This window comes from Nocardia exalbida NBRC 100660, from assembly GCF_000308575.1.
Lineage (GTDB): Bacteria > Actinomycetota > Actinomycetes > Mycobacteriales > Mycobacteriaceae > Nocardia > Nocardia exalbida.
On record NZ_BAFZ01000089.1, the window covers coordinates 70500 to 83189 of the forward strand.

Sequence of the window (12690 nt, forward strand, 5' to 3'; positions counted from 1 at the left end):
CGGGATGGCACGGGTCAGGGACTGGGTCGGCAAGCACGTCATCGTCACCGGCGGATCGGAAGGGATCGGCGCCGCGGTGGCGGAGGCCTTCGCGCGGCGTGGCGCGCAGGTCTCGATCATCGCGCGCCGGAAGCTTCCGCTGCGCGACACCGCGAAACGGTTGGGTGCGGACTGGGCCGCCGCGGACGTGACCCGTCCGGGCCAACTCGATTCGGCCATCGAGGAATTGGAGCAGCGCAACGGGTCGTGCGACATCATCGCCTGCTGCGCGGGACTCACACTGCCCGGACGGTTCCTCGACGTCGACGCCGGCGAGTTCGAGGTACAGATGTCGGCGAACTATCTCGGGGCTGTGCACGCGGTGCGCCGGGTGCTGCCGGGGATGGTGCGGCGGGGCGGCGGGAAGATCCTGCTGGTCAGCTCGACTTCGGCGTTTCTCGGGATCACCGGCTACACCGGTTATGGACCCACCAAGGCGAGTATCCGGCAGCTGGCGTTGTGCCTGCGCTACGAGGTCGAGCCGAAGGGCGTGGACGTCACGGTGATCTATCCGGCCGACACCGACACGCCGGGGCTGGCGAGGGAGAACCAGCGAAAGCCGGTGGAGACCAAAGCGATCACCGGGTCGATCGAGCCGATGTCGGCCCAACGGGTCGCCGAGGCCGCGGTGCGGGGAATGGAACGCGGGCATCACCACATCGCCCTCGACCCTTTGACGCGGTTCTTCCTGGCCTGGGCGAACCTTCCCGAGGATCTGGCGCGGCCGTTCATGCGCCGCACCATCGCCAAGGCGCTGCGCGGCAACTGAACTCCGATCACGCAAAGACCCGCTCGCACGACGAATTCGGATGTGTGAGCGGGTCTTTCGCCATGTTCACCCGATGATGACGACCAGGCAGGCCGCGATGAAGAGCACCTGAACCAGACCCCGCAGCGGCAGCGGCATGGTCTTGATGCCCAGTTCCGCGCGAGCTGCGCGGATGTTCGCGGGGAACAGGGCCAGCAGCAAGGCGATCAGGCAGGCCGCGGCCAGGTCGGCGGTGGCCGGGATCAGCACGCCGACCGCGCCCGCCAACTCCAGGGCGCCGGTCAGCGTCACCAGCGCGGGCGCGTTCGGCAACCGCGGCGGCACCATGGCGATCAGGGCGTCGCGGCGCGGCTGGAGGAAGTGCGCGCTCGCCGTGAGGACGAGCATCGCGGCCAGGCCGAGTGCGGTCGCGTGCGCCCACGAATCGAGCCAGCCGTTGCCGGTCAGCCTGCCGATGAGCCGGGCGAGTGCGGTGACGGCGACGAGGACAACCAGCGGGGCCATCGGATCTCCTGTGCATCGAGAGCAAATCTTGACAGTGGAAAGATTAGGCGCGCCGCCGCAAACTTGTCAATGTCTAGATGATCGGTCACCATCGAGGGATGGCGAAGGACGGCTACCACCACGGAGATCTCCGCGCGGCGCTGCTGACCGCGGCCGCCGAGCGGATCGCCGCCGACGGCGTGGACGCGCTCTCGCTGCGCAACCTGGCCCGGCACGCGGGCGTCTCACACGCCGCGCCCGCCCACCACTTCGGCGATCGAGCCGGTCTGCTCACCGCGTTGGCCACCGAGGGTTTCGAGTTGCTGGCCGAACAGCTCGCGCGAGCAGGCGAGGACTTCCGCGAGGTCGCGGTGGCATACATCCGCTTCGCGCGCGAGCACCCCGGACACTTCGACGTGATGTTCCGGCACAGCCTCTTGCACGCGGAGGACGCGGCGTTGCGCGCCGCGCGCGAACGGTCCGCGCTGGCGTTGCGCTCCGGCGTCTCCGACCTCCAACCGGGCTACCGTCACGACCGGCAGCAGGCGACCCAACTCGCCGCATGGTCGCTGGTACACGGCTTCGCTTCGCTGTGGCGCGAAGGGGCACTGCATAATTCATCACTGGCCGCCGATTCCGATCCGGAGGCCCTGGCCCGCAAGATGTTGTCCACTATCCGGTTCGACTGACCGGAAACCGGCTTGCGCCGAGCCGCCACCGTGCTATCCAGAGACCCGGAAGGAGCGGGCGGCCACTCCCAGCTGCCATCGACACATGGACATCCACGCCTACCCGACCGAGGCGACCACACCGGTGGACCTGACCGAAGCACACCGGATCGCCGACCACCACTTGGCCAACGGCGACTACGCCGATCGCGGAATCAGCTACCACCTGACCGAATTCGACACCTGCTTCGTCGCCGTCGCCACCTTCCCCCGCCCGCCGCAGGCGGATCCGGCCAGTCCGCCGGTGATCGTCGGCGGTTCGGTCTGCGTCATCGACAAGCCCACCGGCGCGGTCTCCTACTGGCCGACCTACCCGGCCGACCTGGTGGCCGACCAGTACGCGACCGCGCTGCGCGACGGTCGCCTGGTCATCGAGGACGGCTGGCCCGCGGACGACGAGTCGCCCTCCGCCTGACCGAATGGTCCCGACCACGGATGACTTCCGGCGAGGTCCGCTGGAATTCACCGCCGGGTGCCGCACCGATCTCGGCAGCGTGTAGCTGGCCGCGCGGTGGCGCGGCCGGCGTGGTTCAGAACGCGGGCTGGGCGGGGAGGTCCGGGTCCGGGGTTGGTTCGCCCGCGTCGGGGACCTCGGTGCCGCGTAGCGAGGTGCCCGCGGTCTCGCGCAGGTAGTTCCAGGCGACCAGGCCGATCAGGGAGGCGCCGACCATGTAGAGGGCGGGAAACAGCGTCCAGCCGGTCGCCTCGATGACGGCCTCGTTGATCAGTGGGGCGGTGCCGCCGAAGACCGCGGTGGAGACGTTGTAGGCCAGCGCGAAACCCGCGTACCGGACATGAGTCGGGAAGATCGCGGGGAAGGTGGAGCTGATGGTGGACAGCTGCGGCACGTACAGCAGTCCGAGCACGATGAAGCCGATGATGGCCCACGCGGTGCCCTGCCCCATCAGCCAGTACATCGGCACCGCGAGCACGGCGAGACCCATCAGGGAGAACAACCACATCGGGCGGCGGCCGACACTGTCGGACAGCCTGCCGAAGAACGGCAGCACCACCATCATCACCAGCTGCCCGAGCAACATCATCGCGGTGGTGGCCGACTCCCCCATACCGATGGTGTTCTGCAGATAGGTGGGCTGGTAGGTGAGCAGCGTGTAGTTCACCACGTTCAGCGCGACCACCAGCCCGGCCAGCGTGAGCGTCTCGCGCCGATAGGTGGTCAGCACTTCGCGCAGGCCACCGGCCGGGCGCTTGTGCTCGGCGACTTCGGTGAACACCGGGCTCTCCGCCAGCTTGGCACGCAGGTACCAGCCGGTCAGGCCGAGCGGGATGGCGATCAGGAACGGGATGCGCCAGCCCCATTCGTGCATGGTGTCCGAACCGAGCGCGAGCTGGAAGGCCAACACGGTCGCGGAACCTCCGACGAAGCCCGCGAGCGTGCCGAACTCCAGGAAGCTGCCGAGGAAACCGCGTTTGCGGTCGGTCGCGCATTCGGCGAGATACGTGGCGGCGCCGCCGTATTCGCCACCGGTCGAGAAGCCCTGCACCACGCGCAGCAGGATGAGCAGAACCGGGGCCAGCACACCCACGGACGCGTGGGTGGGCAGCACGCCGATGGCTCCGGTGGCGGCGGCCATGAGCAGGATCGTGGTGGCCAGCACGGCTTTGCGGCCGATTCGGTCACCGAGCGGTCCCCACACCATGCCGCCGAGCGGCCGCAGGACGAACGAGATGGCGAAGCCGAGCATGGTACCGAGCGTGCCCAATTCCCCAGGGAAGAAGGCGTCGGTCAGGTAGGTCGCGGTGGCGGCGTAGACGCCGTAGTCGAACCATTCCGTCGCGTTGCCCATGGCGGAGGCCGCCACGGAACGCCGCAGCGGGAAACTCTCCGATGTCCGGTCGGTCACGTGCACGTCCTCTCCAGTCCGTCCACGGACCTCGGTTCGTTCCACCTCGGGCTACGAGAACCGAAGGTGTGGCATGAAACAGACCGTTACCCAGGATCAACCCCCGGCAAACAGTCCAGAACCCGGGAAACCCACGGAAGCGGTCGCGCTGACCTGCGACTGAGCCGTCAATTGTGATGCCAGTCACAACGGCTCGCAGCGACCGCGGCTATCGGCCCGGCTTCGTGGCCGACACTCCGGCCGCCCGCCGATCAGCGCGCGATCACTCCCGGCCGAGCATGGCGGCGATACCGACCGTGACTTCACGCGCCAGCGCACCGTCGACCGGAGCGTGCCGACTCAACAGCCGATACCACATGGCTCCGAACGCGAAATCCACCACGAGATCCAACGGCACCACCTCGGTGAACTCCCCGTTGTCCACACCCCTTCGCAGCAGCGTACGCAGCGTGGCGCGCCGTGGCCCGATCACGGTCTCCTGCAATCGCTTCGAGAGCACGGGATCACGCTGCGCATCGGCCATCAGACCGACCAGCGCCTGCCCCGTCAATTTGCGGGCGAGTTCGTAGGTCGCGGTGAGCAGACTTTCGACCTCCGCGAGCACGTCGGCGGACTCGGCGCGCCCCAGCAACGCCAGGTTCTCCTCGGCGAGCCCGACGAGCGCCTCCATGAGCACCGAGGCCTTGTCCGGCCACCAGCGATACACCGTCTGCCTGCCCGCGCCCGCCGCGTCGGCGATCGCCTTGATCGTGAGGTCCTGATAGCCGTCGCGTTCGCACAGTTCCAGGGCGGCACGCAGGATCGCGTGCCTGGTGTCCTCGCTGCGCGGACGGCCACGGGTTCCGTTCATGCCGCCACTTTACAAGACACCGTGCCTCGATTATATTTCGAGACACAGAGCTTCGAAAATCGGGAGGATGTTGTGCGCAACCGAATCGTCATCGTCGGCGGAACGTCGGGCATCGGCCTGGCCGCGGCGCGCAGGCTCGCGTCCGGAGGGGACGACGTGGTCATCGCGGGTCGCGACGCGGGCAGGCTCGAGGCCGCGCTGGCCGAGTTCGGCGAGAACGTCACCGGCCGGACCGTCGACGCGCGTGACGAGGCCGAGCTGGCCCGGTTCTTCACCGAACTCGGGCCGATCGACCATGTGGTGGTCACCGTGACCGGACCGTCGGGCACGACGCCGTTCCGCGAACTCGCGCTCGACCATCTGCGGGAGCACGTCGAGGGCAAACTCCTCGCGCACACCGCCGTGGTGCAGGCGGCGCTGCCCCATCTGGCGCAGCGCGGTTCGATCACGCTGGTGTCGGCGGCATCGGCGGGCGGCTCGATGCCGACCACAGCGGCGCTGGCCGCGGTGAATTCGGCGGTGGAAGCGATGGTTCCGGTGCTGGCCGTCGAACTGGCGCCCCTGCGTGTGAACGCGGTCTCCCCCGGCGTGATCGACACCGAATGGTGGAGCTTCCTGCCCGACGGGGCACGCGCCGAGGTCTTCGACTCGATCGCCGCGGCCACACCGGTCGGGCGCGTCGGCACCGCCGACGACGTGGCACAGGCGATCGAATTCCTGGTGGGGAATTCGTTCACCACCGGAATCGTGCTGCGCGTCGACGGCGGCGCGCGCTTGGGAGCGCCGAAATAGGTCCCGGTTCTACAGCGGCGTCACGTACGCGCCCGCGATGCCGCCGTCGACCAGGAACTGCGACGCGGTGATGAAGGAGGAATCGTCGCTGGCGAGGAAGGCGACGGCGGCGGCGATCTCCTCGGGTTCGGCGAACCGGCCGAGCGGAACGTGTACCAGACGCCGTGCGGCGCGCTCGGGGTCCTTGGCGAACAGCTCCTGGAGAAGAGGCGTGTTCACCGGCCCCGGGCACAGCGCGTTCACCCGGATGCCGTTGCGGGCGAACTGCACTCCCAGTTCCCGGCTCATCGCCAGCACGCCGCCCTTGGAGGCGGTGTAGGAGATCTGCGAGGTCGCCGCGCCCAGCACCGCGACGAAGGAGGCGGTGTTGATCACCGAGCCCTTGCCGCGCTCGAGCATGTGCCCGATGGCGTACTTGCTGCACAGATACACGGAGGTCAGGTTGACCTCCTGAACGCGCCGCCACGCGTCGATGCCGGTGGTCAGGATCGAGTCGTCCTCCGGCGGGGAGATGCCCGCGTTGTTGAACGCGATGTCCAACCCGCCGTAGGCGTCGACCGCGGTCTGGAACAGCGCTTCGACCTGCGCTTCCTCGGTGACGTCCACCTGGACGTACCGCCCGCCGACCTCCGCGGCGGCCGCTTCGCCGCTGCCGGCGTCGATATCCGCGACCACGACCTTCGCCCCCTCCGCCGCGAAGCGACGGACCGTGGCCAGACCGATACCGCTCCCGCCGCCGGTGACGACGGCGACTCGATCCTGTAAGCGCTGCAACGTATCTCCTGTCGGATGGGCGGGTGTCACTGCGTGGCGAGGAAGACGTTCTTGGTCTCGGTGAAGGCCAGCGCCGCGTCCGGGCCGAGTTCGCGCCCGAGCCCGGACTGCTTGAAACCGCCGAACGGCGTCCAATACCGCACGGACGAATGCGAATTCACCGACAGGTTGCCCGCCTCCACACCGCGGGCCACGCGCAGCGCCCGGCCGACGTCCCGGGTCCAGATCGAGCCGGACAAGCCGTAATTCGTGTCGTTGGCGATGCGCAGCGCGTCGGCCTCGTCCTCGAACGGGAGCACCGCGACCACCGGGCCGAACACCTCCTCGGTGAGCACCCGATCGTTCGGAGCCCCGGGCAGCACCACGGTCGGCGGATACCAGAATCCCGGTCCGTCGGGCGCGCTGCCGGTGAACGCGACTTCGGTGGACGGCTGCACGAACGCGGCGACGCGCTCGCGATGCGCGGCCGAGATGAGCGGGCCCATCTCGGTGGACTCGTCGGACGGGTCACCGACCCGCACACCGCGCACCGCGGGTTCCAGCAGTTCGAGGAAGCGGTCGAACACGCGCCGCTGCACCAGAATGCGCGATCGGGCACAACAGTCCTGCCCGGCGTTGTCGAAGACGCCGTAGGGCGCGGTGGCCGCCGCCTGCTCCAGATCGGCGTCGGCGAAGACGATGTTCGCGCTCTTGCCGCCCAATTCCAGCGTCACCCGCTTCACCTGCCGCGCGCAGCCCGCCATGATCTGCGTGCCGACCTCGGTGGAGCCGGTGAACACCACCTTGCGGACGGCCGGGTGGGTGACGAAGCGCTGCCCCACCACCGATCCCTTGCCGGGCAGCACCTGGAACACGCCCTCGGGCAGGCCCGCCTCCAGCGCGAGTTCGCCGAGCCGCAGGGCGGTCAGCGGCGTGACCTCGGCGGGTTTCAGCACGACGGTGTTGCCCGCGGCGAGCGCGGGCGCGAAGCCCCACGCCGCGATCGGCATCGGGAAGTTCCACGGCACGATCACCCCGACGACGCCGAGCGGTTCGTGGAAGGTGATGTCGACCCCGCCCGCCACCGGAATCTGGTTTCCCAGCAGGCGTTCCGGCATCCCGGCCGCGTAGTGCAGGACATCGCGGACGTTGCCCGCCTCCCATCGTGCGTTGCCGATGGTGTGCCCGGAATTGACCACCTCGAGCCCGGCGAGGTGCTCCAGATCCGACTCGACCACCTCGGCGAACCGGCGCAGCAATCGCGCCCGGTCACCCGGCGCCACCTCCCGCCACGCGGTCGCGGCGTGCTGGGCGCGGGCGATGGCGGCGTCGGTCTCCGCTTCCCCGGCGAGTTCCACGGTGGTGACCACCTGCTCGGTCGCCGGGTTGACCACCTGCGCTGTCGTCACCGGTCGCGCTCCCTTCCATACGTCTCCGCCGCTACCACCAGCGCCCGGACCAACCGGCGGTCGGTGGCGTCGGCCTCCGGGTGCCACTGCACACCGACCAGAAACGACCCGTCGGTGGATTCCACGGCCTCGATCGTGCCGTCGGCGGCGTACGCGGTGGCGGTCAGGCCCTCGGCCAGCCGGTCGACGGCCTGGTGATGGTGGCAGTGCACCTTCAGCTCCGGACCGGCCAGGCGGGCGACGCGGCTGCCCGCGATCGTCAGCACCCGGGTGGCGGTGAACCCGCCCTCGACCCCGGAGTGCTCCTCGTGACCGACGACATCGGGCAGATGCGGGATCAACGTGCCGCCGAGCGCGACATTCGCCAGTTGCAGGCCGCGGCACACCGCGAGAATCGGCAGGCCCGCGGCCCTGGCCAGCTCGAACAGGCCGAACTCCGACTCGTCGCGGTCGGGCCTGGTGTAGCCGGGTATCCCCGCCGGAGCGACACCGTAGCGAGCGGGATCCACGTCCGCGCCGCCGGTGAGCAACAATCCGTCGAGCCGCCGCACCAGCTCGGGACGCGCGCCGCCCGCGGGCGGCAGCAACACCGGGATGCCGCCCGCGGCCGCCACCATCTCGACGTAGGCGTGCGGCAGGACCGCGCTCGGCAGATCCCACGCGTTGAACCGGGTCCGCTCCACATAGGTGGGCAGGCCGATCACGGGACGGGCTCCCGCGACCTCAGAGTCGTTCGAAACCACGGATACGCTCCCAGTCGGTGACCGCGGCGTCGTAGGCGTCCAGTTCGACCCGCGCCGCGTTGCGGTAGTGCTCCACTACATCATCACCGAAGGCCGCGCGGGCCACCGTGCTGCCGGAGAACAGCTGGGCCGCTTCGCGCAGCGTCCGCGGCACCCGGGGGCGTTCGGAGTGGTAGGCGTTGCCGCGGAACTCCGGCTCCAGCGGCAGCTGGCGATCGATGCCGTGCAGTCCCGCCGCGATCAGGGCGGCCACGGCCAGGTACGGGTTCACGTCGCCGCCGGGCACCCGGTTCTCGAACCGCAGCGAATGGTCCTCGCCCACCACGCGGATGGCACAGGTGCGGTTGTCCCGCCCCCACGCGATCGCGGTGGGCGCGAAGCTACCGGCGGCGAATCGCTTGTAGGAGTTGATGTTCGGCGCCAGCAGGTAAGTGAACTCGCGCAGGCAGTCCAGCTGGCCCGCGATGAAATGCCGCATCAGCGGCGACATGCCGTCCGCCCCGTCGCCCGCGAACACGGGCTTGCCCGCGTCGTCGCGCAGACTGAGGTGGATGTGACAGGAATTGCCCTCGCGCTCGTTGTATTTCGCCATGAACGTCAAGCTGCGCCGCTCCTGGGCCGCGATCTCCTTCGCGCCGGTCTTGTAGACGCTGTGGTTGTCGCAGGTGACCAGGGCTTCGTCGAACCGGAAGGCGATCTCGTGCTGGCCGGGGTTGCATTCGCCCTTGGCCGACTCGACATACATTCCGGCGCCGTCCATCTCCTTGCGGATGCGGCGCAGCAACGGTTCGATCCGCCCGGTGCCCAGCATCGAGTAATCCACGTTGTACTGGTTGGCCGGCGTCAGCCCGCGATACCCGGCGTTCCAGGCCGCCTCGTAGCTGTCGTCGAACACCAGGAACTCGAGTTCGGTCCCGACGAACGCGTGCAGGCCGCGCTCGGCCAGCCGGTCCAGCTGCTTGCGCAGCACCTGCCGCGGCGAGGCGGGCACGGGCCGTCCCTGCGGCACCACGTGCTCGACGTCGCACAGCACCAGCGCCGTGCCCGGCCACCACGGCGTCGTCCGCAGCGTCCGCAGATCCGGTCGCAGCACGACGTCCCCGTACCCCGTCTCCCAGGACGACAGCGCGTAACCGTCGACGGTCGTCATGTCGACGTCCACCGCGAGCAGGTACCCGCAGGCCTCGGTGGCGTGCTCGACCACCTCGTCCAGGAAATAACGTGCCGCGCAGCGCTTTCCTTGCAGGCGCCCCTGCATATCGGTCATGGCGACCAGCACCGTGTCGATCTCGCCGGTGTCGACCCGGTCCCGCAATTGCGCCACACTCAGCATCCCGCTACGCATCCACGACCCCTCTCGCCACCAACCGTGCTCACGCTAGAGCAAAACGGACACCTTTGTGAGGCGACACCCGAATCTCGTCCGCACGGCGTGCCGGTGCGGGATCAGGCCAGCTCAGCGGCACTCGGTGGCGCGAGTCGCGGTCAGGACAACGGATTGCGGAGGGCGGCGGAGAGGGCGGACGGGCGGCGCGGTCGGGGGCGCGCCATCACCGGCGGGCGCGCTCCACGGATCGGCCGTCCCAGCCACATGCGGGCGAGCAAGGCCGCGAAACTCAGGTGACCGCTCAGCGCCGGACCGGCGAAGGCGAGCGACCACCGGGTCCACGTACCGGCGGCGGGCAGCTCGCGGCCGGTGAAGCGACCGGCGAGCCAGTCGACCATCACCGGCAGTGCCAGGAACTGCAACAACAGATGCGTGCTGAGCCGATCGCGCAGGTAGCGCACGTGGACGCCCGCTTCGACGTAGCGCGCGACGTGGCCGTCGACGTCGGCGGCCGCGATCACCTCGTCGTGCACGCCTTGCAGCACGAGCATGGGCATGGCGGGCGCGCGGCGACCGGGGTGGATGTCGTCGAGGATCCGCCGCACCCCGTCCTGCGCGATCATGGCGGCGAGCCCCGCGCCACTGTGTTTGTCGATGTCGCGCCGGGCGAAGCGATACAGCAGCGGGAACGTCGCGGTGGTCTCGGTCTCGGCCAGCCAGCCCAGATACCGCGCGTCCAGGTGGGCGCGCAGCATACGGTCCAATTCGGGGTACCCGCGGCGCAGTCCGGCGGTGAACACGGCCGCGAATCCCGCGAAGAGCGTGCCGTTGAGCCGGACGAACGCGGCCGCCGGATCACCCACCGGCGACCCGGCCACCGCGCCGACGACATTCAACTCGGGCGCGTACTCGGCGGCCGCCTCCGCGGCCCAGGCGGTGGCCAAACCCCCGCCCGAATATCCCCACAGCGCAATGGGTGTAGCCGGATCCAGACCCAACGGCAGGAAGGCGAGTGCGGCGCGGCTCGCGTCCAGCGCGCGATATCCCGGCTCCCTGGCCACCCCGAACCGGCCGGCCGTTCCGCCGTGATCCGGAACCGACACCGCCCAGCCGCGCGCCAGGGCGCTGACGATCAGCGGCAGCTCGAGCTGCGGAATCGAACCGGCCGCCCGCGCTCCGCGCCGAAGCGAATACGAGGGCAGGCATTTCGAGGCGACCGCATCGATCGCGCACTGGAAGGAGACCAGCGGGCGCGGCTCGGCCGGATCCGCGCCCCACGGCAGCAGCACCGTCGTCACCGCGGCCTCCGGCACACCACGCAGATCACAGGTGCGATAGAGCAACTGCCAAGCCGAGATACGCTGCGGCACAAGACCGAAGAATCCGATCTCTACAGCGCGCGTACGGACGATCGCACCGGGGCGCAAGCGCCCGACCGCAGGCGGTGGGACGTAGAACGGATCGTCTTCGGGCAACATCGGCCGATGCGAGAACGCCGCGGACTCCGGCGGCACCGGGCCGCCGTCCCATTCGAGCTCCACACTCATCCGGTTTTCCTTTCCGACGGCACGGCCGTGATCGCGGGCGCCGCCGTGCCGACGACGGCGGGGTGGCCCGTATTCCACCCAACCAATGCGGCGGCCGGAAAAGAATTGGCTCGTACGCCAATCAAGGGCTCACGAATTCTCGCGCCGATGCAGTGACAGCGTGGCTCACAAGCTGCCGTTGCCGCCGATCATCCACGGATTGAAGGTGCATTCCAGCGACAGGTGCGCCACCGGATCCAGCGCGTGCAGCACGATCGAGGCCGCCCGCGGGGAATACATCATCGTCAGGTGGTCGGACATATCCTGCTCGCACCCGTCTTGCAGGGTGACGTTGTCCACCGTCGCGTCCGGACCGGCCTGCAGGAATGTCCATTGATAAGGATTGGTGACCTCGTCGTGCCGTGAGCCGATCGCCGTGTACGCGACGCCGGGCACGGTGTCGCCCTGCGCGTTCAGGCCGGCGTAGAACGACGAGCCCACCGCCTGCTGGATATTGGCGATGCCGACCAGCGGCTCGTAGAACCCGAGGATATCGACGCCCAGGTTGTTGATGATCCGGCCCAGCGTCGCCATGCCCATGAGCGAGGTGCCGTGGTGGGTGGCGCCCAAGCTCACCAGCTTGCCCACTTTGCCCTGACCGCCTTCGAATTTCAGATAATGGTTGGCGACCGTGCCGCCCTGGGAATGCCCGACGATGTCGACGGCCTGCGCGCCGGTCGCGCCGAGCACACGATCGATGAAGTCCCGCAACTGCGCCGCCGAATCCTCCATCCGCCCCACACCGAAGCGCCCGGGCAGGACCGGTCCGAGGCCGCCGCCCTGCATCAGGCCGGATCGCCCGAAGTTGAAGGCGAACACGCAGAATCCGGCGCGCGCCAGCCGCGGCGACAGGGAGGCGAAGGTGTCGTAGGCGTTCAGCCAGGTGCCGTGCAGCAACACCACCGGCCGCGGGTGTTCGGCGGACGGCGCGCAGTTCCAGCGGTTGGCGCCGGGCGGAGCCGCGTCGGGATGGGTCAGCCCGTAGCCGAACGCGGCCAGATACGCCGACAGCTCCGGGCCTTCGCCGAATGCGTCGGACGCGACGCTGGTCGCCCATCCCGACGAACTGCCCGCGTCCACGATCGCGCGCGGCTGCCTGCCGTCCGGGGCGGGGTTCAGGCCCGCGCTGATGTAATCGGCGAGGGCCTGCTGGGTCGGTTCGATCTCCTCTTGTGCGTGCGCGATCCCGCCGCCGAGCGCGGTTGCCATTGTCACCCCTGCGATCACCGCGGCCCCGAAAATCGCCTGCCGAGCGTTGTGCATCATTGCCAACATCGAGTTCACTTCCATTCGCACCGAACGAACGCGACTCGGCGGTGCGTCGAGCACCGCCTCCGAATGTATCC

Annotated in this window: 13 protein-coding genes; 4 read left to right on the forward strand and 9 right to left on the reverse strand. The window is 69.3% G+C overall.

All coding sequences use genetic code 11. The features are described from left to right. Positions 1-4: 4 nt before the first annotated feature. A complete protein-coding gene (locus ON29_RS21120; RefSeq protein ID WP_051175432.1) occupies positions 5-808 on the forward strand; it encodes an SDR family oxidoreductase in 804 nt (267 codons plus the stop codon). A gap of 66 nt (positions 809-874) precedes the next feature. Here ON29_RS21120 and ON29_RS21125 read toward each other — a convergent pair whose 3' ends face one another. After that, complete coding sequence (locus ON29_RS21125; RefSeq protein ID WP_040868765.1) at positions 875-1312, reverse strand: DoxX-related protein; 438 nt, start codon at positions 1310-1312, stop codon at positions 875-877. Positions 1313-1410: 98 nt separating this feature from the next. On the opposite strand from ON29_RS21125, the gene ON29_RS21130 reads away from it, so the two are divergent. Next, positions 1411-1980: a TetR/AcrR family transcriptional regulator gene (locus ON29_RS21130; RefSeq protein WP_040868766.1), complete on the forward strand. Its 570-nt coding sequence runs from the start codon at positions 1411-1413 to the stop codon at positions 1978-1980. Positions 1981-2065: 85 nt separating this feature from the next. Then, a complete protein-coding gene (locus tag ON29_RS21135; RefSeq protein WP_040868767.1) occupies positions 2066-2434 on the forward strand; it encodes an SUKH-4 family immunity protein in 369 nt (122 codons plus the stop codon). A gap of 115 nt (positions 2435-2549) precedes the next feature. Here ON29_RS21135 and ON29_RS21140 read toward each other — a convergent pair whose 3' ends face one another. Together ON29_RS21140 and ON29_RS21145 are read right to left on the reverse strand one after the other, a co-directional pair. Next, positions 2550-3827 carry an MFS transporter gene (locus ON29_RS21140; RefSeq protein ID WP_051175461.1) on the reverse strand — a complete coding sequence of 426 codons (1278 nt, stop codon included), beginning with the start codon at positions 3825-3827 and terminating at the stop codon, positions 2550-2552. Between the two features lie 319 nt (positions 3828-4146). Beyond that, positions 4147-4734, reverse strand: a complete 588-nt coding sequence (locus tag ON29_RS21145; protein WP_040868768.1) for a TetR/AcrR family transcriptional regulator — start codon at positions 4732-4734, stop codon at positions 4147-4149. A 72-nt stretch (positions 4735-4806) separates the two neighbouring features. On the opposite strand from ON29_RS21145, the gene ON29_RS21150 reads away from it, so the two are divergent. Further along, positions 4807-5526, forward strand: coding sequence for an SDR family oxidoreductase (locus tag ON29_RS21150; protein WP_040868770.1), 720 nt, complete (start codon positions 4807-4809; stop codon positions 5524-5526). 9 nt (positions 5527-5535) lie between these two features. Here ON29_RS21150 and ON29_RS21155 read toward each other — a convergent pair whose 3' ends face one another. From ON29_RS21155 to ON29_RS21180, 6 genes are all read right to left on the reverse strand, one after another. Next, positions 5536-6300: a 3-oxoacyl-ACP reductase gene (locus ON29_RS21155; RefSeq protein WP_040868772.1), complete on the reverse strand. Its 765-nt coding sequence runs from the start codon at positions 6298-6300 to the stop codon at positions 5536-5538. A 26-nt stretch (positions 6301-6326) separates the two neighbouring features. Next, the gene (locus tag ON29_RS21160; protein ID WP_040868774.1) at positions 6327-7688 is read right to left on the reverse strand and encodes an aldehyde dehydrogenase family protein; all 1362 of its coding nucleotides are present in this window, start codon (positions 7686-7688) and stop codon (positions 6327-6329) included. Continuing rightward, positions 7685-8431: a gamma-glutamyl-gamma-aminobutyrate hydrolase family protein gene (locus tag ON29_RS21165; protein ID WP_040868776.1), complete on the reverse strand. Its 747-nt coding sequence runs from the start codon at positions 8429-8431 to the stop codon at positions 7685-7687. Before ON29_RS21165 ends, ON29_RS21160 begins: the two co-directional genes overlap by 4 nt. Next, the gene (locus ON29_RS21170) at positions 8412-9776 is read right to left on the reverse strand and encodes a glutamine synthetase family protein (RefSeq protein WP_083863934.1); all 1365 of its coding nucleotides are present in this window, start codon (positions 9774-9776) and stop codon (positions 8412-8414) included. Before ON29_RS21170 ends, ON29_RS21165 begins: the two co-directional genes overlap by 20 nt. A gap of 140 nt (positions 9777-9916) precedes the next feature. Continuing rightward, positions 9917-11305: a lipase family protein gene (locus ON29_RS21175; RefSeq protein ID WP_051175433.1), complete on the reverse strand. Its 1389-nt coding sequence runs from the start codon at positions 11303-11305 to the stop codon at positions 9917-9919. Positions 11306-11470: 165 nt separating this feature from the next. Beyond that, positions 11471-12610 (reverse strand): lipase family alpha/beta hydrolase, encoded by a 1140-nt coding sequence (locus tag ON29_RS21180; protein WP_040869022.1) that lies wholly within the window; start codon positions 12608-12610, stop codon positions 11471-11473. Positions 12611-12690 lie beyond the last annotated feature (80 nt).